Raw genomic sequence first — 21,985 nt, forward strand, 5'->3', positions numbered from 1 at the left:
TGCGGGTGGCCCGCCGCCGACTGTGTAAAATTTCCCACGGCCGCCCGTACCGGGTGGGTCTCCGCTCCATCGAAGGTGAGTTCCAGGCACGTGGATGTCATCCGTATCGCCCTGCAGGTGATCGTCCTGCTGACCAGTGTCCTGCTGGTGCTCCTGATCCTGCTGCACAAGGGGCAGGGCAGTGGACTGTCGGACATGTTCGGTGGCGGGGTCTCCTCCAGCCTCGGCGGGTCCTCGGTCGCGGAGCGCAACCTCAACCGCCTCACCGTCGTCGGCGGTACGTTGTGGATCCTGGCCGTGATCGGCCTGGGTCTCGTCGCTCGATTCAGCTAGGGAGCCCCACGTGGCCGGTGGTAATGCAATTCGAGGCAGTCGAGTCGGCGCCGGCCCCATGGGGGAGGCGGAGCGCGGCGACTCCGCTCCGCGCGTGACGGTGGCGTTCTACTGCGCCAACGGGCACGAGACACGGCCGAGCTTCGCCGAGGAGCCGGGGATGACCGTCCCCGAGACTTGGGACTGCCCGCGCTGCGGCCTGCCCGCCGGGCAGGACAAGGAGAACCCGCCGACGGCTCCGCGCGCCGAGCCGTACAAGACCCACCTGGCCTACGTGAAGGAACGTCGTAGCGACGAGGAGGGCGCCGTCATCCTCGACGAGGCGCTCGGCACCCTGAGGGGCCGCGGTCTGATCCGCTGATGTGATCTCTGCACCACCGAGTCTGGGGTCGTAGCGCGCTGTATAGAGCGCGCTACGACCCCACGCTCGTCTCAGAGCGACTGTTCGAGGGGTGTGCGGGCGGCAGGGGTGACGGCGGCGCCGTCGAGCCTGGCGTGCAGTCGGGCTGCGGCATCGTCGACGGCCGTACGCGCGTCCTCGCCGCGCTCGGCCACGATCACGGTGCGGATCTCACCGGACGGCGCGACGGCCCAAGATCCGATGATCTCCCCGTCCCACCAGAGGGTGGGGCCGATGTTGCCGGCGCGGTCGAAGATGCCTCGCGGATCGATGCCGAGGAACCAGTCGCGGTGTTTCCATCCCATGGGCGTGGGGTCGAGGGCGGGTAGCAGCGCCGCCGTCGGCGGCGGGGGGTCGGTGTCGTCCGGGTCGTCCGGGTCCTCACCGGGGTCGCAGAGGGCGATGCCGGGTTGCCCGTGCAGGTCGACCTCCTCGATCGGAAGTCCTTGGAGAACGCGCGCGGTGGTGGTCTTGGTCCAGCCGGTCCACCACTGCAGGTCCTCGGCGGTGGCGGGTCCGAACCGGGCCAGCCACCGACGGGCGAGGTCGCCCTGTGCGTCCGCTTCGTCGACCGGCGGCAGACCGTGCGGCCACCAGGCCGTGGCCGGTTCCCACAGATGCTGGCGGCTGGTCCACGGTCCGGTCGGGGTGCTGCGCACGAGCCGTCCGTCCGCGCCCATCAGCGTGAGGACGGACGTGGTGAGGCGCTGTGGGGTCTCGGATGCCGTCCGGGCCGGTATGAGCGTCCGCAGCGACGGCACGTCGGACGCGAGCTCCGACCCGGTGGCCGCACCGCGCCCGACGAGCGCGTCCTCGACGTCGGCCTCCAGGTCGCGGATCCAGACGCCGAGGGCGTCCGGCTCGTTCGGGGCGGGCGGTTCTGTGCCGTTGCGGACCATCCGCGAGATCAGTCGACGACGCAGCGTCGCCGCCACCGACGCGGTCACTGCGGCCTGGATCATCGGCACGTCGTCGCGCGCCACGACGAACAGGGTGCGACGCATCCCCATCCAGCGCACCAGGCTGCGCCGTTCGTACATCGCGTCGGACACCTCCGCGAGCGTCGTCCCGGCGCTGCGCGCGAGGACGGACAGGTAGACGGACGCCGGATCGGTGGCGTGCAGCGCGACGAGCGCCCGTGTCACGTCCTCCGGGCCGGCCGCGTCCCCGGCGAGGTGGTGGCGCCGGACGAGCGCACGGCGGCGCGACCGTGCGGTGATCCTTCGCACGCGGACCCCTCGCAGCTCAGAGTGTGGTGTCGTGGCGCGCCGTACAGAGCGCGCTACGACCCCACACTGGTCTCAGGAGGGCAGTTGCGACGCCGCGGCCGTGTCGAGCCACCAGATGGTGGCGTCGCTGCCGTGGGCTCCGCTCGCCGGGTAGTCCCACGGGTCGGCGCCGGAGGACGTGGCGTGCGCGACGGCCTGCGCCTTCTCCTCGCCGGACACCAGGAACCACACCTGCCGGGCAGCGTTGATCGCCGGGTAGCTGAGGCTGATCCGTAGCGGCGGCGGCTTGGGCGACTCACGCACCGGGATCGCGGAGGCGCCGGTGTCCCGCTGCGCCGGGTGCTGCGGGAAGAGCGAGGCGATGTGGGCATCGGGCCCGACGCCGAGCATCAGCACGTCGAAGGCGGGCACGTCGGCGCTCGGTGCGGCGTACCGGGCGAGCTCCTGCGCGTACGCCGCGGCGCCCGCGTCGAGATCGTCACCGACGGGCCCGCCGGAGGGCGCCATCACGTGCACGTTGCCGTCCGGTACGTCGATGTGGTCCAGCAGGGCGTCCCGGGCCTCGACGTCGTTGCGGTCCTTGTCGCCGAGCGGGACGAACCGCTCGTCGCCCCACCAGAAGTGCACGCTCGACCAGTCGATCTCGGGTCCGTGCTGGTCGCGCAGGCCGGCGAGGGTGCCGCCGCCCATCGACCCGCCGGTGAGCACCAGGTGCGCGACGCCGCGCGCCCGTTGCGCCGCGACGATCTCCTCGGCGAGGCGTCGGGCGACGGCGGCACTCAGGTCCTGCTTGGTGTCGTGGACGACGAACTGCGGTTCACTCATCGGTCACCCTTTCGATCGGGAGGGTCGACGGCCGCCGGCGGCACCGGCGACCTGCGGCATGCCGACGACGAGGGCCTCGCGGTAGACGGCGTCGGCGTCCAGGCGACGCAACTCCTCGGCCAGGCACTCCGCCGTGTCGTAGCGGTGCAGGCTGACCACCTGGTCCGGCTGGTCACGCAGCGTCAGGCGCGCCGTGCGCTTCGACGCGCGGGTCAGCAGCAGCGGCCCACTGGCGCGGTCCAACTGCACGCTGTGGATCCCCGAGCCGCCGTCGCTCTTCGTGCGCTGCACGGGGCAGCGCAGTCGCGCCGCGAGCCACCCGGCGAGCAGGTCCGTGCTGGCCGAGTCGTGGGCGCCGCAGACGGTCACCGACTCCACCGACTCGTACGGCGGCTGGTCCAGTGCCGTGGCGAGCAGACCCCGCCAGCGCGTGGTTCGCGACCAGGCCATGTCGGTGTCCCCGGCGGCGTAGTGCTCCTGCCGTGCGAGCAGCGCCCGTGGGGGGTTGCCCGACTGGGACACGTCGGTGATCCGGCGGATCGCCATCCGCCCGATCGGCGAACCGGCGACGTCGGTGTCGCAGACGCCGGGCCACCACGCGACGACGGGGGAGTCGGCGAGCATCAACGGCACAGCCACACTCTCGCTGTGCGAGGCCAGCTCGCCATAGAGTCGGCAGACGACGATCTCGCTCGCCCCGGCGTCCCCGCCCACGCGGATCTGCGCGTCCATCCGTGCCGCACCGCGACCGCCGGACCGGATCAAGGTGATGATCCGGCTCGGGTGCTGTCGGCTGGCCTCGGCCGCGGCGTCCAGGGCCTTCTCGGCGCCGTCCTCGTCGGTGACGATCAGCAGCGTCATCACCCGGCCGAGCGCGACCGCGCCCACCGAGTTGCGAAGGGCGACAAGGCGCTTGCTCACCGCGCGGGTGTCGGTGTCCTCCAGGGTGACGATCACGGCATCCTCCATTCCCGGCCGTCGCGGCGCAGCAGGGCGTCGGCGTCGGGCGGTCCCCAGGTGCCCGCGTCGTACGACTGCGGCCGGCCCTTTCGGGACCAGAAGCGTTCGATCGGGTCCAGGATCCGCCACGACGTCTCGACCTCGGCATGGCGTGGGAAGAGCGGTGGCTCGCCCAGCAGCACGTCGAGGATGAGGCGTTCGTACGCCTCGGGGCTGGCCTGGGTGAAGGCGCTGCCGTACCCGAAGTCCATCGTCACGTCGCGCACCTCCATGGAGCCGGCACCGGGCACCTTGGAGCCGAAGCGGATGGTGATGCCCTCGTCGGGCTGCACCCGGATGACGATCGCGTTCTCGCCGAGCTCGGACGTGGCGGTGTCCGCGAACGGCAGGTGCGGTGCCCGCTTGAAGACGACGGCGACCTCGGTGACCCGCTTGCCGAGTCGTTTGCCGGTGCGCAGGTAGAACGGCACCCCGGCCCACCGCCGCGAGTCGACGAGCAGCTTCACGGCCGCGTACGTCTCGGTGGTGGACTCCGGGTCGATGCCGTCCTCCTGCAGGAAGCCGGTCACCTTCTGACTGCCCTGCCATCCCGCGGCGTACTGCCCACGGGCCGTGGCGAGGCCCAGGTCGTCCGGGCTGTGGACGGCGGCCAGCACCTTCTCCTTCTCGGCGCGCAGCGCGTCCGCGTCGAAGGAGTTGGGCTCCTCCATCGTGGTGAGCGCGAGCAGCTGCAGCAGGTGGTTCTGGATGACGTCGCGCGCCGCGCCGATGCCGTCGTAGTAGCCGGCCCGACCGGAGATCCCGATGTCCTCGGCCATCGTGATCTGCACGTGGTCGACGTAGTTGGCGTTCCAGACCGGCTCGAACATCCCGTTCGCGAAGCGCAGCGCCAGGATGTTCTGCACCGTCTCCTTGCCCAGGTAGTGGTCGATGCGGAAGACCGACTCCGCAGGGAAGACGCTCTCGACGATCTCGTTCAGGGCGCGGGCGCTGGCCAGGTCGTGACCGAACGGCTTCTCGATGATGACCCGGCGCCAGCTGCTCGGGTCCTGGCGCGTCAGACCGCTGCGCTCCAGTTGCTTGCAGACGTCGCCGAACGCGGCAGGGGGGATGGACAGGTAGAACGCGTGGTTGCCGTCGGTCCCACGCTCGGTGTCGGCCCTGGCCACCTCGACGGCGAGCCGGTCGAAGCCGGCTTCGTCGTCGAAACTGCCTGAGACGAAACGCAGTCCGTCCGCCAGCGCCTGCCACGACTCCTCGCGGAAGGGCGTGCGGGCGCCTGCCTGCACCGCGCGGCGTACGACGTCGGTGAACTCCGCGAGGCTCCAGTCGCGCCGGGCGAACCCGATCAACGTGAAGTTCGGCGGCAGCAGACCCCGGTTGGTGAGGTCGTAGAGGGCGGGCAGCAGCTTCTTCTGCGCGAGGTCTCCGGTGATGCCGAACATCACCATGCTGCACGGCCCGGCGATCCGCGGAAGACGCCGATCGTCGGGGCCGCGCAGTGGATTGATCCCGCGTGCGACGCGGGCGGGACTCACGAAGCAGACCCTCCCTGCGGAGCGCCCGTCGCCCGTGAGATCGCCTGGGTCAGCTGGGTCAGGCCCTGGTCGTGGTCGGTCAGGTGCAACTGCAGCACCGGCCGGCCGTGGTCGGCGAGCACCTTGGCGTCGCCACCGGACTGGGAGGTGATGAACTCACCCAGGGTGAAGTCGCGCCCAGGGACCGCGAGGTCCTCCCGCGGGGTGGTCGTGATCTGCAGGTAGACCCCGATCGCGGGGCCGCCCTTGTGGTACTGACCCGTCGAGTGCAGGAAGCGCGGCGCCCAGCCGAAGGTGACCGGGCGGTCGAGCTTCGCAGCGAAGGCCACGCGTACGTCGGCCAGCGACTTGTCCGCGATCCGGTCCAGGTAGGCCATCACGGCGAGGTAGCCGTGATGCGGCAGCTGCGCCAGCAGGGCGTCGATCGCGGCGGACACCTCCGTCGCATCGCCGAGCCAGTCACCGCCCAGCGCGCGGACCTCGATGGAGCCGTCCGTGAACGCCGGGGCGTCACCGCCTCCGGTGCCCGCACTGAGCAACTCCCGGGACGCGGCCTTGGCGCTCTCGACGTCGGGCTGGTCGAACGGGTTGATCCCGATCAGGCGCCCGGCCACCGCGACGGCGGCCTCCCAGAGCAGCATGGACGCACCCAGCGATCCGCCGACGGCGACGTCCGCCGCGCCCTGGGGCGTGGAGTCGTCGTCTCCGGCGACGAGGTGCACGCCCAGCTCGTCGTCCAGCAGCCCGCCGACGGACGTGGTGCCGACGACGACCGGCAGCAGGCCCTTGCCGTCCTTGCCCGTGCTCTCGGCGATCAGCTGCTCGGCCCAGTCGCCGAACCCGACGTTCTTGGTGCCGGCGTCGATCAGTATCACCTTGTCGCGCAGCGGGGAGGTGCCACCGAGGACGGCGCCGAGGCGCAGCGCCGGGTTGTCCTCGTCGTCCGTGGCGAACAGGTCGGCCACGGCCTCCGCGTCGTCCAGAAGACCGCCCACGTCGGCTCCCGCGAGCCCGCTCGGCACCAGGCCGAACGCGGTGAGCGCCGAATACCGGCCGCCCACATCGGGATCGGCATTGACCACGGTGTAGCCGGCGCCGCGCGCGTCCTTGTCGAGCGGGCTGCCCGGGTCGGTGACGACGACGATGCGTTCGGTCGGGTCAATGCCCGCGTCGTTGAACGCCTTCTCGTAGACGCGTCGCTGCGAGTCGGTCTCGACGGTCGAGCCCGACTTGGAGGACACCACGACGACGGTCTGCTCGAGCCGGTCCTGCAGCGCGGCGCGGACCATGTCGGGCTGGGAGGAGTCGAGCACCGTCAGCGGCACTCCGGCCGTCTCGCAGATGACCTCGGGCGCCAGCGACGAGCCGCCCATCCCGCAGAGCACGACATGGGTGAGGCCCTTCGCCTGGAACTCGCTGCGCAGGCCCTCGATCTGCCCGACGAGCGGCCGGGAGGAGTGCGGCAGACCGACCCAGGAGAGCCGCTTCCCGGCCTCGTCCTCGGCCGCGCTGCCCCAGAGGGTCTTGTCCTGCGCGAAGAGCTTGCTCGCGACCTGGTCGGCGACCAGCTGCGGCACATGGGCGCTCACCGCGTCGGCAGCGGCACCCGCGGCGGCGACAGTGACTGCGGAACTGCTCTGCATCACGAGGCGGCCCCGGCCTTGTTCGCCGCGTCCAGCTCACCCTGCACCGAGTCCAGCAACTCAGCCCACGACTTCTCGAACTTGTCGACGCCCTCGTCCTCGAGCACCTTCACGACGTCGCTGTAGCTCACGCCCACGCCTTCGAGCGCATCAAGCATCGCCTTGGCGTCGGCGTAGTGCGGGGTGACCTGGTCGCCGTCGACCTCCGCGTGGTCCGCGACCGCGTCGAGGGTCTTGGGCGGCATCGTGTTGACGACGTCGTTCACGGCGAGGTCCACGACGTACATCGTGTCCTTGTACGCCGGGTCCTTCACGCCCGTGGAGGCCCACAGCGGCCGCTGCACGCGCGCACCGGCACTCTTCAGGGTCTCCCAGCGCGAGGTCGAGAAGACCTCCTCGAAGGCCTGGTAGGCCAGGCGCGCGTTCGCGATGCCGGCCTTGCCCTTCAGACCCTTGGCCTCGGCCGAGCCGGCCGCGTCGAGCCGCTTGTCGATCTCGGTGTCGACGCGGGAGACGAAGAACGAGGCGACCGAGCGGATCTTGGACAGGTCGTGGCCGTTCTCCTTGGCCTGCTCCAGCCCGCTGAGGTAGGCGTTCATCACGCCGCGGTAGCGCTCGAGGGAGAAGATGAGCGTCACGTTGACGCTGATGCCCGCCGCGATGGCGGTCGTGATCGCCGGCAGACCCTCGACGGTCGCCGGGATCTTGATCATCACGTTCTGCCGGTCGACGCTCTTCCAGAGCTTGTCGGCCATCGCGGTGGTCGCCTCGGTGTCGTGCGCCATCCGCGGGTCGACCTCGATCGAGACGCGGCCGTCCTGGCCGTCCGTCGCGTCGTACACCGGCTTCATGATGTCGCAGGCGTGCCGCACGTCGCTGGTGGTGATGTCGAAGGTGGCGTCCTCGAGCGTGGCGGCGTTACCCGCCAGCTCGCGAACCTGCTCGTTGTAGTCCTCACCGTTCGACAGCGCGCCGGCGAAGATCGTCGGGTTGGTGGTCACGCCGACGACGTTCTTCTCGTCGATCAGCTTCTGCAGGTCGCCGGACTGGATCAGACCGCGGGACAGGTCGTCCAGCCAGATGGAGACCCCCACATCGGACAGTGCCTGGGTTCGTGCGTTCGTGTCAGCCATCGAAATGCCTCCTGAAAAATCGGATCAGAGTGAGTTGAGAACGTCCTGGGCCGCCTGCACGACGTGCTCGCTGGTGAAGCCGAACTTCTCCATGAGCAGCGCGCCGTCGGCGCTCTCGCCGTAGTGGTCGATGCCGATCGCGACGCCGTTGTCACCGACGAGGTCGTGCCACCCGAAGGTGGTCGCGGCCTCGATCGAGACACGGGCCTTCACGCTCGGCGGTAGCACCTGGTCGCGGTAGGCCTTGTCCTGGTCGAAGAACCACTCGCGGCACGGCAGGGATACGACGCGGGCGTCGATGCCCTTCTCCTTCAGGGTCTTCCGCGCTGCCACCGCCACACTCACCTCGGAGCCCGTGGCGATCAGGACGACGTCGGGGGTGGCCTTCTCGGAGTCCGCGAGGATGTAGCCGCCGCGGTCGACGCCGTCGGCCGAGGCGTACTCGGACCGGTCCAGCGTCGGCAGCGCCTGGCGGGACAGGGCCAGCGCGGCCGGGCCGCGTCGGGTCAGGATCGCCTTCCACGCCGCCGCGGTCTCGTTGGCGTCGCCGGGGCGTACGACAGCGAGGTCGGGGATGGCGCGCAGCGCGGCCAGGTGCTCGATCGGCTGGTGGGTGGGTCCGTCCTCGCCGAGGCCGACGGAGTCGTGGGTCCAGACGAAGGTCACCGGGATCCGCTGCAGCGCGGCGAGCCGGACGGCAGGACGCATGTAGTCGGAGAAGGTGAGGAAGGTGCCGCCGTACGGGCGGGTCAGGCCCTCCAGCGCGATGCCGTTGAGCGCCATGCCCATGGCGTTCTCGCGGATGCCGAAGTGCAGGGTGCGCCCGTACGGGTTGCCCTTCCAGGCCTCGGTCTGGCGGTTGGCCGGGATGAAGCTCGGCTGGCCGTCCATCGTGGTGTTGTTGGACTCGGCGAGGTCGGCGGAGCCGCCCCACAGCTCGGGCATCACGTCGGCGAGGGCGGTGAGCACCTTGCCGGACGCCGCACGGCTGGCGATGCCCTTGGCGTCCGCGTCGAAGGTCGGGAACGCCGCGTCGAAGCCCTCGGGGAGCTCGTGGGCGACCAGACGGTCGAGCAGTTTGGCGCCGTCGGGGTTGGCCGAGCGCCAGGACTCGAAGCCCTTCTGCCACTCCGCGTGCGCCTGCGCGCCGCGGTCCTTGGCCTTGCGCACGTGGGAGATGACCTCGTCGGAGACCTCGAAGGTCTGCTCCGGGTCGAAGCCGAGCAGCTTCTTCGTGCCCGCGACCTCCTCGTCGCCGAGCGCGGAGCCGTGCGCCTTGCCGGTGCCCTTCTTGTTCGGAGCGGGCCAGGCCAGGATCGTCTTCAACGCGATGAAGGAGGGCCGGTCGGTGACGGCTTTGGCGGCCTCGATGGCGGCCAGCAGCGCGTCGACGTCCTCCACGTAGTCGCCGTCGCCCTTGCTGGAGGCGCCCAGTCGCCAGTCGACGGTCTGCACGTGCCAGCCGTACGCCTCGTAGCGGGCCGCGACGTCCTCGCCGAACGACACGTCGGTGTCGTCCTCGATGGAGATCTGGTTCTGGTCGTAGAAGGCGATGAGGTTGCCGAGCTCCTGGGTGCCCGCGAGGGACGCGGACTCACCGGAGACGCCCTCCATCATGTCGCCGTCGGAGGCGACGGTCCAGATGTGGTGGTCGAACGGGCTGGTGCCGGGGGCGGCGTCCGGGTCCAGCATGCCGCGCTGGCGGCGCTGGGCCATCGCCATGCCGACCGCGGACGCGATGCCCGAGCCGAGCGGACCCGTCGTGATGTCGACGCCGTCGGTGTGGTGGTACTCGGGGTGCCCCGGCACCTTCGATCCCCAGGTGCGCAGCTTCTTGAGGTCGTCGAGCTCCAGGCCGTAGCCGGAGTAGTAGAGCTGGATGTACTGGGTCAGGCTGGAGTGCCCGCAGGACAGGACGAACCGGTCGCGGCCGATCCACTCCGGGTCGCTCGGGTCCACGCGCATCACCTGCTGGTAGAGCAGGTAGGCCAGGGGAGCGAGGCTCATGGCGGTGCCGGGGTGCCCGTTGCCGGTCTTCTGCACGGCGTCGGCGGCGAGCACGCGCACGGTGTCGACCGCGCGTACGTCGATGTCGCTCCAGCCGGCGGTGTCCGCCTTCGGCAGGGGCAGGCTGGGGTCGCGGCGGGTGTCGGTGTCCGTACTCACGAAAAAACAGCTCCTTCGATTCGATGTGCGTACACGGGTGCGGAGGCGTTCCTGCCAGCGAGCCTAGACCCGGGCGGTGCTGCCTGCGCACCTCGCCGAACCACCCCGTTGTGTTCGATAACGATGAATCATGTTGATTTATGTCGGAATGGTGACACGAACTCGATCGCGCTGCCCAGGGGACACTCAGGGGGAGTGGTGCCCGATCGGGCACGAAGGCCCGGGGTCTACCATCGAACCCGGGACACTGCGCACCTGCGTGGGCCTGCGTAGACCTCTACCGGGCCCCGAAGGACGCCCGGCCCGACCACTCCCACCCGCACCCCCGCGAAGGACACCGTGACCGCCACCTCGCCGCACGCAGCGACGCAGCGCACGCGGGACGTCCACCCCGTCGGTGGATCGGACGCACCGGCCGGCGGGCCCGTGCCGGACGGTGGGGGATCGCGCCGGTCGACGCGAGCCGTTGTCGCCGACTACGTCTCGCTCACCAAGCCGCGGATCATCGAGTTGCTGCTGGTGACGACCTTCCCGGTGATGTTCCTCGCGGACCACGGGGTGCCGGGTGTCGGGCTGATCCTCGCGACGCTCGTCGGCGGCACCTTGTCGGCCGGGTCCGCGAACGCGTTCAACTGCTACCTGGACCGGGACATCGACCGGTTGATGCACCGCACCGAGGGGCGCCCGATGGCCACGGGTGCGATCAGCCCCCGTGCCGGCCTGGTCTTCGCCTCCGTGCTCGGCGTCGCCTCCGTGCTGTGGCTGGGTCTCCTGGTCAATTGGCTGTCGGCGGCCCTGTCACTCGGGGCGATCGTCCTCTACGTCGGCTTCTACACGCTGCTCCTGAAGCGGCGCACCTCCCAGAACATCGTCTGGGGCGGGGTCGCGGGCTGCATGCCGGTGCTCATCGGCTGGTCGGCGGTCACCGACTCCCTGGCCTGGCCGGCCCTCGTGCTCTTCCTCGTCGTCTTCTTCTGGACGCCGCCGCACTACTGGCCGCTCTCGATGCGGTACAAGGACGACTACGCCAGCGCCGGCGTGCCCATGCTCCCCGTGGTGGCGCGGGACAGCGCCGTCGCGGTGCAGGTGGTGCGGTACGCGTGGGCGACCGTGGTCACCTCCCTGGTGCTCGTCCCGGTCGCCGGGATGGGCGTGCTCTACACGGTCGTCGCTGCTGCGTCCGGGGCGCTCTTCCTCGCCGAGGCGCACCGCCTGCTCCGCGCCGCACGGGCCGAGGCGTCGTACGACGTGCTGCGTCCGATGCGGGTCTTCCACTTCTCGATCAGCTATCTGACGCTGGTCTTCCTCGGGGTCGCGATCGACCCGCTGCTGCACCTGCCCTGGCACTGAGCGGCCTTCCACCCACGCCGTCTGCAGAGCAGTGACTGTCAGGCGGGCCGGTAGATGGTGAGGATCTGCTCGGGCTGCTCGGACACCTGGAACGAGGCGTAGGTCAGGAGTCTCTCCTGCCCGTCGCGGGAGCGCACCCGCTTGACGCCCGCCCCGCTGGTGGCGATGTCGTACCGGACCCACCAGGCCTTCGCCTCAGGGCTCGCGGCGCACAACTCTCGGTGGAGGCGCTGGAACCGCGGTGAGCCGGGGTGTCGGCCGGCGTTGGCCCGCAGGCGCGCCAACAGCCCCCGCGCGACGTGGGTCCAATCGGGCAGCGCCTCGCGGGCGGCCGGGTCGGTGAACATCCACCGCGCGAGGTTGGGGGTGGCGGTGTCGGTGGCGCCCGGGAACAGCCGGGCCGCGGCGTCGTTCCAGGCCAGCAGGTCGTAGCTGCTCCCGGTGACGTAGGCAGGGTTCGGGTCGACCATCATCGGTATGTCGGCCACCTCGGGCGCCAGATACTCCAGATCCTCGGCCGGGCGACTCTCGTCGGTGGCGATGGCGAGGAGGTGTGCCCGTTCGGCCTCTCCCAGATTCAGGGCGTTCGCGATCGATGTCACCACCTGGGTGGAGGGGCGCACGTCTCTGCCCTGTTCCAAGAACGTGTACCAGGTGGTGCTGATCCCGGCGAGGTTCGCTAGTTCCTCACGGCGCAGTCCCGGTGTGCGTCGCCGTGGTGAGTGCGGAAGACCCACGTCCGACGGTGAGGTGCGCTCTCGTCGTGCGCGCAGGAACGAACCCAGTTCGTGCCGCCGTCGGGACGAGTCGGTCAAGTCGTCCATCTCCACCTCGTCACTGGTACGTGCAGTACCAGTATGAAGCAGATCTGGATACCAGGGTGGTGGTCGTTCAGAATCGGGGCATGAAGGCATGGATCCTCGATTCGACCGACGCCGGTCTCCGCCTGCAGGAGGTGCCGGATCCGAAGGTTCGCGACGGCGGTGCGGTGCTGCAGATGCGCGCCGTGCAGGTGCCGGCGTACACCCGGGTGCTCACGATGGGCGGACGTGGCGGGATTGCGACCCCGACCGTGCTCGGCATCGGTGGCATCGGTCGCGTCCTGGACGTGGGCGACGACGTCCAGACGGTGCGGCCCGGCGATATCGCCCTCTGCACCGGCTTCCTGGAGACCGGCCGGCTCGCCGATCCCGAGGAGGTGCTCCTCGGCTGGACCGGGATCGCAGGCCGGGGCGCGGCCTCGGCGGCCACGGATGCGATGCGCCGGGTATGGCGCACGGGCACCTTCGCCGAACGCGCGCTGATGCCGGCGTCGACGCTGGTGGCTCTGCCCGGTGCCGAGCACTATCCGCACCCGGCGAGCCTGGCGTTCCTGCCCTGGCTGACCATCGCGGCCGGAGCCGTGGAACGCAGTGCTCTGCGCCCTGGGGGCCGGCTCGTGGTGACCGGGGCGAGCGGGCAGCTCGGTGGAGCGGTGGTCCTGCTCGCACTCGCCCGCGGGGCCGGCACGATCGTCGCCGTCGGTCGGAACCCCGCGAGCCTGGAACGTCTCGCGGCACTCGACCCGCGGGTACGCACTGTCCGTTCCGTCGCCGATCGCGCGGCTGACGGCGAGGCCATCGCGGATGCGCTGGGAGGGGATGCCGATGTGACCATCGACGCACTCGGCGCTGCCCCGACCGTGGACCTCACGATGGCGGGCTTCGACGTCCTGCGCCTCGACGGCACGATGGTCCTCCTCGGCGGCGTTCGACAGACCCTGCCGATTCCCTATGACGAACTGATGCATCGCCGGATCACCTTGCGCGGCTCCTGGATGGCCTCCAACGAGGTCGCCTATTCGGTCTGGCGCCAGGTCCGAGCGGGCTCGATCGACCTCACCGCCCTCGACGTCGCCACCGCAGACCTCGAGGACCCCGACGCGGTCCTGGCCCGCGCGGAGGCCACTAACGGACTGAGCATCGTGGCTCTCACGCCTTGATCAGCAGCAACTGCTCTGCGTGCTCGCCATCGGCTGAGATGGTCAGCCGGGCAGGTGGGCGCTGGTGCGCGACGCTTTCGGTGCCGGGGTCGGACGGGCCGTCGACGTCGGTGCGTGCAGGGCCAGCACCCCCCAGGTCAGGGCGACGACCAGGAGACATGCCATCAACATATGCACCAGCACCAGTGCGCCCGGGACACCGAGGAAGTACTGGGTGTAGCCGACGATGCCCTGCAGGACGGTGATCACGGCGACCAGGCGCCAGCGACGCAACGCCGTCCGCGCTCCGACCAGCGACGTGGCGACCAGCATCGCAACGACCAGCCCGCTGAAGAGCATCACCATGTCGGCGTGCAGCCAGGCCGCCGACCGCGGGCTGAACCCGAACCGAGCCGGGTGGGTGGCATCGCCCGAGTGCGGGCCGGCGCCGGTCACCGCGGTGCCGAGCATCAGCACGAGGCCCGCGACCGCTGCCGTTCCCGCGCCGAGCAGCCTGACCTCGCGGCGCACCGGCACCAGCCGGTGCTCGCGCAGCTGCCAGACCACCCACGCCGATGTCGCGACCAGGACCATCGAGATGAGGAAGTGCAGCGCCACGATCGCCGGGTTGAGATCGGTCAGCACCGAGATGCCGCCGACGACGGCCTGCAGGGCGATCCCGCCGAGGACGCCGAGCGCGGGTGGGAGCAGAGCGCGGCGGTCGGAGGCGGACGAACGGCGATGGCCGATGATCGCCAGGATCAGCAGGACCGCGACAATGCTGACCAGGGACGTGAGCATTCGGTTGCCGAACTCGACGTACTTGTGCCACTCCTGCGCCTGGTGCCGCACAGGGGTCAGGGAGCCGTTCACGCACTCGGGCCAGCGCGGGCACCCGAGTCCGCTGCCGGACAACCGCACGAGGCCGCCGGTGCCGACGATCAGGATCTCCACGGCGAGGTTGATCCACGCCAGTGGTGTGAGCACCCGGGCGAGCAGGTCGGTGAGCGTCACCCACCCCCGGCGGACGTGGTGAGTGCGTGCCGTGACGGTCATCAGTCGCTCCAGCGGAAGAATCGGGCGACCAGCGCCGAGCCGATCGCACCCCAGACGAGAAGGACGAGCACCGGTCCGACCAGGCTCGTGTCATGGCCGGTGAGGGCCGCCCGCATGCCGTCGCCGAGCGCTCCGGACGGCAGCAGCCGAACGACGCTCCCGAGACCGCCGGGCAACCGATCGGTGGGTACGAGCAGACCTCCGAATGCCGCGAGGAGCACCCAGATGAGGTTGGCGACGGCCAGCGTCGCCTCGGCCCGCAGCACTCCGGCGAGCGCCAGCGCGAGCGACACCCACACCCAGCTGCCGAGCAGCAGGAGCACGACCCCGATCACGATGCCACCGGCGTCCGGATGCCAACCGAAGATCGCGCCCAGGATCGCCAGGACGACGGTCTGCGCCGCGACGATGGCGAGCACCGCGATGGCCTTGGCGAAGAGCAGCCCGGACCGGCCGAGCGGCGTGGTCCCGAGCAGCCGCAGCACGCCGTACCGGCGGTCGAAGCCGGTGGCGATGGCCTGACCGGTGAATGCCGTCGAGACGACGGCCAGCGCGAGCACCCCCGGCACGGCCAGGTCGATCCGGCGTCCGGCGCCGAGGTGGGGCGCGCTGGAGACGGCGAGGCCGATGAGGGCGAGGGCGGGCAAGACCAGGGAGACGAGCAGCTGCTCGCCGTTGGTGAGCAGGGTGCGGCTCTCGAACCCGGCCTGGGCGCGGATCCGTGCGGCGGGGGCTGCGGCGTCGGTCATGCGGTGCGCGCCGTCCGGGTGAGGGCGAAGTACGCCGACTCGAGCGTGCCGTCGCCGTCCGCGCTGTTTCCGGCGCAGACGGCGGAGACCGTGCCGTCGGCGACCACCTTGCCGGCCGCGACGACGACCACCCGGTCCGCGAGCCGCTCGGCCTCCTCGAAGGAGTGTGTGGTGACCACGACGGCGCACCCGCGGTCCCGCGCTGAGCGCACCAGATCCCAGACGTCGAGGCGGCTGTGCGGATCCAGTCCGGCACTCGGCTCGTCGAGGAAGACGACCTCGGGGCGGCCGACCAGAGCGGCGGCCAGAGCCAGTCGCTGGCGCTGACCACCGGAGAGCCGGCGCGTGGCGGTGTGGCCGAACTCCTCGATGCCGAGTGTGTCGACCAGATCGGCGCGGTCGTCCACGGTGTAGAGAGAGGCGAGGTGCGCCAGGAGCCGCAGCGGTCGCACGCTTCCGGGGAGGCCGCCGTCCTGCAGCATCACGCCGACCCGGGCGCGGTGTGCTGCGGGCGCCCGCCAGGGGTCGACGCCGAGCACCTTGATGTCGCCCTGCTGCGGGCGGCGCAGACCCTCGGCCATCTCGATGACCGTGGTCTTCCCCGCGCCGTTCGGTCCGAGGACGCAGGTGATCTGACCGGCCGTGGCGTCCCAGGACATCCCGTCCAGCGCCGGCCGACCGGCGTACCGGTGCGAGACGTCCCTGATCTGCACGGGGGCGTCGACGGTCACAACGAATGAGTTTAGGTGGGTCTTCGACGGTGGTCTCGCCGGGCGTCGTGTGGTAGACCCCGGAGGGGGGCATTCACGTCTCCTTTCGACGAGGGAGATGTGTGATGCGCAGGTCGAGCACGATGATCCTGGCTGGGGTGGCGTCGCTGGCAGCCGGAAGTACCGTCCTGGCACCCGGGGCGCACGCGGCCCCCACCGCGGCGACCCAGGCGGCGACCGTGTGCAGCCCGTACGCGTTGATGAAGTCGATGACGCTCCAGCAGCGGGTGGGCCAGCTCTTCATGGTCGGCACCCCCGCGACGGGCGCGAGCAGTCAGGTCCTGGACCAGATCACCGACTACCACGTCGGCAACGTCTTCCTCAGCGGTCGCAGCACATCCGGCACAGCGACCCCCGCCCGCACCACGGCGGCGCTGCGCAGTCGGGTGACCGCCGCCAGCACGGCGAAGACACCGCTGTTCATCGCCACCGACCAGGAGGGTGGCGCGGTGCAGGTGCTGCAGGGCAGCGGGTTCAGCAGGATCCCGGCGGCGCTGACCCAGGGTTCGTGGTCGCCCTCGACTCTGCAGAGTTCCGCGACCACCTGGGCCCGGCAACTGGCCGGCGTCGGCGTCAACCTCAACCTGGCGCCGGTCGCCGACACGGTGCCCAGTGCGGCCGCTGCCCGCAACAACCCGCCGATCGGCGTCTACCAGCGCGAGTACGGCTACACGTCGTACAAGACGACGGACGGATCGACGGCTTTCCTTCGGGGGATGACCGCCGGCAACGTCGGCTCGACCACCAAGCACTTCCCCGGACTGGGTCTGGTGACCGCGAACACCGACACGTCGTACGGCGTGCACGACCGCATCACGACCGCCAGCAGCCCCTACCTCAATCCGTTCAAGGCCGACATCAAGCAGGGCGTCACGGCGGTGATGATGTCGTCGGCCATCTACGACAAGATCGACCCCAGCACGCTCGCGGTCTTCTCCACCAAGGCGGTCCGCCTCGTGACCGCCACGGGCTTCGCCGGGCCGATCATGACCGACGACGTGGGCAACGCGGTGCAGCCGGGGCGGTGGCCGGCGGCCAATCGCGCGGTGAACTCGCTCTACGCCGGCGTCGACCTGGTGCTGACCGTGAATCCGTCGGTGCTGCCCACCATGTACGACGCGATCCTGCAGCGCGCGCAGACCGATCCGTGGTGGGAGTCGCGCGTCGAGAGCGCGGCGTGGCACGTGCTCATGGGCAAGTCGCAGCGGGGGCTGCTGGCGAACGGCTGCACCGCCTGAGATCGGTTAGGTCCCCCTGGCTAGGAAGGGCGGGGACAATTAGGTCACACTTGTGTGGTGATTATCTCCGGCGAGCTCGATACCGAGCTCGACACCATGCGCGGGGCCGGCTCCGTCGGCCCGGCCGGTGGTGCCGAGAGTTGCCCGTCGACGGACGCCGTCGAGCCCGCGCACGATCACGCGCGCACTCGTGACCGGGTGCTGGGGGAGATCTCCGAGCACGGACCCCTGACCGCGGCCGACCTCGGGGTGCGGCTGGGTCTGACCCCGGCCGCCGTACGCCGCCACCTCGACGTACTCGCCGAACAGGGCCTGGTCGACGAGGCCGTCTCCCCGCTGCGGGGCAGCCGCGGCCGGGGCCGGCCGGCACGCGCGTACGTGCTGTCCGAGGGCGGCCACGCCCACCTGCGCGGCGCGTACGACGAACTCGCCGTCTCCGCACTGGACTTCCTCGCCCGCTCCGCCGGACCCGAGGCGGTCCGCACCTTCGCTACCGAGCGCGCCGACCGGCTCGCCGCCGTGGCCCGCCCGGCGATCGAGGCCGCAGGGTCCGATCCGGAAGCCCGCGTCGAGGCGCTGGCCGCGGCGCTGACCACGCAGGGGTACGCCGCGAGCACCCGACCCGTGGGCGATGGAACATCGCGCGCCGGCATGCAGTTGTGCCAAGGGCACTGCCCGGTGCAGCACGTCGCCACCCGATACCCGCAATTCTGCGAGACGGAGGCCGAGATGTTCTCCGACCTGCTCGGGGTGCACGTGCAGCGCCTCGCGTCCCTGGCGCACGGCGAGCACGTCTGCACCACCTTCGTACCGACCAGCACGCCGCCGCCTACCGCGTTCACGCTGAGCGGCGCCACCGACACACACGGCACCACCACCCGCACGACCGGCGAGAGGAATCGATCATGAGCACCATCGAGGAGCTGAACCCGGGTCTGGCGGACATCGGGCGCTACCAGTTCGGTTGGGCCGACAGCGACACCGCCGGTGCCACCGCCAAGCGCGGACTGTCCACCGACGTCGTCGCCGACATCTCCGGTCGCAAGTCCGAGCCGGAGTGGATGCTCAAGCTGCGGATGAAGTCGCTGCGTCTGTTCGACAAGAAGCCGATGCCGACCTGGGGCAGCGACCTCACCGGCATCGACTTCCAGAACATCAAGTACTTCGTGAAGTCCACCGAGAAGCAGGCCACCAGCTGGGAGGACCTGCCCGAGGACATCAAGGCCACCTACGACAAGCTCGGCATCCCCGAGGCGGAGAAGCAACGCCTGGTCGCCGGCGTCGCCGCGCAGTACGAGTCGGAGGTCGTCTACCACCAGATCCGCGAGGACCTGGAGGAGAAGGGCGTCATCTTCGTCGACACCGACACGGCGCTGCGTGAGCACGAGGAGCTCTTCCGGGAGTACTTCGCCACCGTGATCCCCGCCGGCGACAACAAGTTCGCGTCGCTGAACACCGCCGTGTGGTCGGGCGGTTCGTTCATCTACGTCCCCAAGGGCGTGCACGTCGACATCCCGCTGCAGGCCTACTTCCGGATCAACACCGAGAACATGGGCCAGTTCGAGCGGACCCTGATCATCGCCGACGAGGGTTCGTCCGTGCACTACGTCGAGGGCTGCACCGCGCCGATCTACAAGTCGGACTCCCTGCACTCCGCCGTGGTCGAGATCGTGGTGAAGAAGAACGCCCGGGTTCGTTACACGACCATCCAGAACTGGTCGAACAACGTCTACAACCTCGTCACCAAGCGCGCGACCTGCGAGGCCGGCGCCACCATGGAGTGGATCGACGGCAACATCGGCTCGAAGGTCACCATGAAGTACCCGGCCGTCTTCCTGATGGGGGAGTACGCCCGGGGCGAGACGCTGTCGATCGCGTTCGCCGGTGAGGGCCAGCACCAGGACGCCGGCTCCAAGATGGTGCACGCCGCGCCGCACACCTCCAGCTCGATCGTCAGCAAGTCGGTCGCGCGCGGTGGCGGGCGCACGTCGTACCGCGGGCTCGTGCAGATCCTCGAGGGCGCCGAGCACTCCAAGTCCAGCGTGGTCTGCGACGCCCTGCTGGTCGATCAGATCAGCCGCTCGGACACCTACCCGTACGTCGACGTCCGCGAGGACGACGTGCAGATGGGCCACGAGGCGACGGTCTCCAAGGTCAGCGAGGAGCAGTTGTTCTACCTGCAGTCCCGCGGCATGACCGAGCAGGAGGCCATGGCGATGATCGTGCGCGGCTTCGTCGAGCCGATCGCCCGCGAACTGCCCATGGAGTACGCGCTCGAACTCAACCGCCTGATCGAACTCCAGATGGAAGGGGCCGTTGGATGACATCCCTGCTCACCCCGGAAGCCACTACACACACCGACCCCGCGGCCGTCGCCAGCGGCGCCGTCATCCCGGACACCTCGCGCGCCGAGCGGACGACGTCCTTCGACGTCGCCGACTTCCCGGTGCCGAACGGCCGCGAGGAGGAGTGGCGCTTCACCCCGGTGGACCGGCTGTCCGCCCTCTTCGCCGACAAGGACAGCGACCGCGGCGCGCTGCAGCTCGACCTGGACGGGGTCCGCTCCGTGCTCGCCGAGCCGCTCGCGCCCGGTGAGGCGCCGCGCGGTACGGCGCTCGTCCCCGGCGACCGCTCGGCCGCCGTGGCACACGCGCACAGCCCGAAGGCGCTCTACCTGAAGCTCGCCGCCGAGCAGGAGTACGCCGAGCCGCTGCGGCTGGGCATCCACGGCACCGCCGCGGGCGCCCGCTCCAACGGCCACGTGGTCATCGAGGCCGGTGCGCAGAGCAAGGGCATGGTCATCCTCGACCACACCGGTGCCGCCGACGTCAACGCCAACGTGGAGGTGATCGTCGGTGACGGCGCGAACCTGACGGTCGTCAGCCTGCAGCGCTGGGACGACGAGGCCAACCACCTGTCCCAGCACGACGCGCTCGTCGGTCGCGACGCGTCGTACCGGCACATCGCGGTCAGCCTCGGCGGCGGCATCGTCCGGATGAACGCCGGCGTGCGGTACGCCGGCCCGGGCGCCGAAGCGACCCTGCTCGGCGTCTACTTCGCTGACAAGGGCCAGCACCTGGAGCACCGCTCGTTCATCGACCACACCGCCCCCCGGTGCACGTCCCTGGTGACGTACAAGGGCGCGCTGCAGGGGGATTCGGCCCACACGGTGTGGGTCGGCGACGTGCTGATCCGCGCCGAGGCGCAGGGCACCCAGACCTACGAGCTGAACCGCAACCTGGTGCTCACCGACGGCGCCCGCGCCGATTCGGTGCCCAACCTCGAGATCGAGACCGGTGACATCGAGGGCGCGGGCCACGCCTCCTCGACGGGCCGGTTCGACGACGAGCAGCTCTTCTACCTGCAGGCCCGCGGCATCCCCGAGGAGCAGGCGCGCCGCCTGGTCGTTCGCGGCTTCTTCGCCGACATCGTCGCCAAGATCGGCGTTCCCGAGGTCGTCGACACCGTGATGACCGCGATCGAGGACGAGTTGAGGCAGGCCGGCGAATGACCGGTGACGCCGTGACCGCGGACTTCGTGCGGGTCTGCTCCCTGGGGGAGCTGGCCGAGGGCGAACCTGCCCGCGCGGACATCGGCGGCTACGAGGTGGCCCTGGTGCGCACCGAGACCGGTGAGGTCTTCGCGGTCGACGACACCTGCTCGCATGCCAACGTGTCGCTCTCGGAAGGGGAGGTCGACGGCTGCACCATCGAGTGCTGGCTGCACGGCTCCCGATTCGACCTGCGTACCGGCCACCCCGACAGCCTCCCGGCGATCGCACCGATCGCCACCTACCCCGTGAAGATCGACGGCGACGACGTGTTCGTGGCCGTCCCCACCAGCTGATCTATCGAAGGACACCGAACACATATGTCAACGCTTGAGATTCGCGACCTGCACGTGACGGTCGAGACCGAACAGGGCGCCAAGGAGATCCTCAAGGGCGTCGACCTGCGGATCGAGTCGGGTGCCACGCACGCGATCATGGGCCCGAACGGCTCCGGCAAGTCCACGCTGGCCTACAGCATCGCCGGTCACCCGAAATACACCGTGACCCAGGGCACCGTGACCCTGGACGGCGAGGACGTGCTGTCGATGACCGTCGACGAGCGGGCCCGCGCCGGCCTCTTCCTCGCCATGCAGTACCCCGTGGAGGTGCCTGGCGTGACCGTGTCCAACTTCCTGCGCACCGCGAAGACCGCGGTGTCCGGTGAGGCGCCGAAGCTGCGTACCTGGGTCAAGGACGTCAAGGGCGCCATGGACAACCTGCGGATGGACTCCTCGTTCGCCGAGCGCAACGTCAACGAGGGTTTCTCCGGCGGTGAGAAGAAGCGCCACGAGATCCTGCAGATGGAGTTGCTGCAGCCGAAGATCGCCATCCTCGACGAGACCGACTCCGGCCTCGACGTGGACGCGCTGCGGATCGTCTCCGAGGGCGTCAACCGGGCCAAGGCCGGCTCGGACATCGGCGTGCTGCTGATCACCCACTACACGCGGATCCTGCGGTACATCAAGCCCGACCACGTGCACGTCTTCGTCGACGGCAAGGTCGCCGAAGAGGGCGGCCCGGAGCTCGCCGAGCGCCTCGAGAACGAGGGCTACGACCGCTACCTCGCGGCAGCGAAGGCCTGATCG

The 21,985-nt window shown here is 70.3% G+C and carries 21 protein-coding genes; 10 read left to right on the forward strand and 11 right to left on the reverse strand.

Annotated elements, in window-relative coordinates; all coding sequences use genetic code 11:
* The first annotated feature begins 90 nt into the window (after positions 1-90).
* Positions 91-333: a preprotein translocase subunit SecG gene (gene secG / locus J4030_RS03190; protein ID WP_208047760.1), complete on the forward strand. Its 243-nt coding sequence runs from the start codon at positions 91-93 to the stop codon at positions 331-333.
* A 10-nt stretch (positions 334-343) separates the two neighbouring features.
* Positions 344-694 carry an RNA polymerase-binding protein RbpA gene (locus tag J4030_RS03195; RefSeq protein WP_208047761.1) on the forward strand — a complete coding sequence of 117 codons (351 nt, stop codon included), beginning with the start codon at positions 344-346 and terminating at the stop codon, positions 692-694.
* Between the two features lie 71 nt (positions 695-765).
* Here J4030_RS03195 and J4030_RS03200 read toward each other — a convergent pair whose 3' ends face one another.
* The 7 genes from J4030_RS03200 to tkt all read right to left on the reverse strand — a co-directional run bounded on the left by J4030_RS03200 (position 766) and on the right by tkt (position 10,227).
* On the reverse strand, positions 766-1,962 hold the full coding sequence (locus J4030_RS03200) for a winged helix DNA-binding domain-containing protein (RefSeq protein ID WP_208047762.1): 1,197 nt from the start codon (positions 1,960-1,962) through the stop codon (positions 766-768).
* 72 nt (positions 1,963-2,034) lie between these two features.
* Complete coding sequence (gene pgl / locus J4030_RS03205) at positions 2,035-2,787, reverse strand: 6-phosphogluconolactonase (RefSeq protein WP_208047763.1); 753 nt, start codon at positions 2,785-2,787, stop codon at positions 2,035-2,037.
* A gap of 3 nt (positions 2,788-2,790) precedes the next feature.
* Positions 2,791-3,744, reverse strand: coding sequence for a glucose-6-phosphate dehydrogenase assembly protein OpcA (locus J4030_RS03210; protein WP_208047764.1), 954 nt, complete (start codon positions 3,742-3,744; stop codon positions 2,791-2,793).
* Positions 3,741-5,285, reverse strand: a complete 1,545-nt coding sequence (gene zwf, locus J4030_RS03215; RefSeq protein ID WP_208047765.1) for a glucose-6-phosphate dehydrogenase — start codon at positions 5,283-5,285, stop codon at positions 3,741-3,743. The genes J4030_RS03210 and zwf overlap by 4 nt, the downstream gene beginning before the upstream one ends.
* Complete coding sequence (locus tag J4030_RS03220) at positions 5,282-6,928, reverse strand: glucose-6-phosphate isomerase (RefSeq protein ID WP_208047766.1); 1,647 nt, start codon at positions 6,926-6,928, stop codon at positions 5,282-5,284. Before J4030_RS03220 ends, zwf begins: the two co-directional genes overlap by 4 nt.
* Positions 6,928-8,061, reverse strand: coding sequence for a transaldolase (tal, locus tag J4030_RS03225; RefSeq protein ID WP_208047767.1), 1,134 nt, complete (start codon positions 8,059-8,061; stop codon positions 6,928-6,930). The genes J4030_RS03220 and tal overlap by 1 nt, the downstream gene beginning before the upstream one ends.
* A gap of 24 nt (positions 8,062-8,085) precedes the next feature.
* Positions 8,086-10,227, reverse strand: coding sequence for a transketolase (gene tkt, locus J4030_RS03230; protein ID WP_208047768.1), 2,142 nt, complete (start codon positions 10,225-10,227; stop codon positions 8,086-8,088).
* A gap of 426 nt (positions 10,228-10,653) precedes the next feature.
* On the opposite strand from tkt, the gene J4030_RS03235 reads away from it, so the two are divergent.
* A complete protein-coding gene (locus J4030_RS03235) occupies positions 10,654-11,577 on the forward strand; it encodes a heme o synthase (RefSeq protein WP_208047794.1) in 924 nt (307 codons plus the stop codon).
* 38 nt (positions 11,578-11,615) lie between these two features.
* On the opposite strand, the gene J4030_RS03240 is transcribed toward J4030_RS03235, so the two are convergent.
* Entirely contained in the window at positions 11,616-12,401 is a 786-nt protein-coding gene (locus J4030_RS03240; protein ID WP_208047769.1) for a helix-turn-helix transcriptional regulator, read from the reverse strand.
* A gap of 80 nt (positions 12,402-12,481) precedes the next feature.
* On the opposite strand from J4030_RS03240, the gene J4030_RS03245 reads away from it, so the two are divergent.
* Entirely contained in the window at positions 12,482-13,558 is a 1,077-nt protein-coding gene (locus J4030_RS03245) for a zinc-binding dehydrogenase (RefSeq protein ID WP_208047770.1), read from the forward strand.
* Positions 13,559-13,600: 42 nt separating this feature from the next.
* On the opposite strand, the gene J4030_RS03250 is transcribed toward J4030_RS03245, so the two are convergent.
* The 3 genes from J4030_RS03250 to J4030_RS03260 are packed head-to-tail and all read right to left on the reverse strand — an operon-like array spanning position 13,601 to position 16,001.
* Complete coding sequence (locus J4030_RS03250) at positions 13,601-14,593, reverse strand: heme A synthase (RefSeq protein ID WP_208047771.1); 993 nt, start codon at positions 14,591-14,593, stop codon at positions 13,601-13,603.
* Positions 14,593-15,342: an ABC transporter permease gene (locus J4030_RS03255; protein ID WP_208047772.1), complete on the reverse strand. Its 750-nt coding sequence runs from the start codon at positions 15,340-15,342 to the stop codon at positions 14,593-14,595. Before J4030_RS03255 ends, J4030_RS03250 begins: the two co-directional genes overlap by 1 nt.
* A complete protein-coding gene (locus J4030_RS03260; RefSeq protein WP_208047795.1) occupies positions 15,339-16,001 on the reverse strand; it encodes an ABC transporter ATP-binding protein in 663 nt (220 codons plus the stop codon). Before J4030_RS03260 ends, J4030_RS03255 begins: the two co-directional genes overlap by 4 nt.
* A gap of 176 nt (positions 16,002-16,177) precedes the next feature.
* Between J4030_RS03260 and J4030_RS03265 the strand changes: the two genes are divergently transcribed.
* From J4030_RS03265 to sufC, 6 genes are read left to right on the forward strand one after another with little or no spacing between them, the layout of a single operon-like run.
* Positions 16,178-17,350 carry a glycoside hydrolase family 3 protein gene (locus tag J4030_RS03265; protein WP_208047773.1) on the forward strand — a complete coding sequence of 391 codons (1,173 nt, stop codon included), beginning with the start codon at positions 16,178-16,180 and terminating at the stop codon, positions 17,348-17,350.
* 57 nt (positions 17,351-17,407) lie between these two features.
* Positions 17,408-18,259: a transcriptional regulator gene (locus tag J4030_RS03270; RefSeq protein ID WP_307864536.1), complete on the forward strand. Its 852-nt coding sequence runs from the start codon at positions 17,408-17,410 to the stop codon at positions 18,257-18,259.
* On the forward strand, positions 18,256-19,674 hold the full coding sequence (gene sufB, locus J4030_RS03275) for a Fe-S cluster assembly protein SufB (RefSeq protein ID WP_208047774.1): 1,419 nt from the start codon (positions 18,256-18,258) through the stop codon (positions 19,672-19,674). The genes J4030_RS03270 and sufB overlap by 4 nt, the downstream gene beginning before the upstream one ends.
* Positions 19,671-20,861: a Fe-S cluster assembly protein SufD gene (gene sufD, locus J4030_RS03280; RefSeq protein ID WP_208047775.1), complete on the forward strand. Its 1,191-nt coding sequence runs from the start codon at positions 19,671-19,673 to the stop codon at positions 20,859-20,861. The genes sufB and sufD overlap by 4 nt, the downstream gene beginning before the upstream one ends.
* A complete protein-coding gene (locus J4030_RS03285) occupies positions 20,858-21,196 on the forward strand; it encodes a non-heme iron oxygenase ferredoxin subunit (protein ID WP_208047776.1) in 339 nt (112 codons plus the stop codon). The genes sufD and J4030_RS03285 overlap by 4 nt, the downstream gene beginning before the upstream one ends.
* Before the next feature lie 24 nt (positions 21,197-21,220).
* On the forward strand, positions 21,221-21,982 hold the full coding sequence (sufC, locus tag J4030_RS03290; RefSeq protein WP_208047777.1) for a Fe-S cluster assembly ATPase SufC: 762 nt from the start codon (positions 21,221-21,223) through the stop codon (positions 21,980-21,982).
* Positions 21,983-21,985 lie beyond the last annotated feature (3 nt).

Origin of the sequence: Allobranchiibius sp. CTAmp26 (genome assembly GCF_017565405.1) — a bacterium.
In the GTDB taxonomy this organism is placed as follows: domain Bacteria; phylum Actinomycetota; class Actinomycetes; order Actinomycetales; family Dermatophilaceae; genus Allobranchiibius.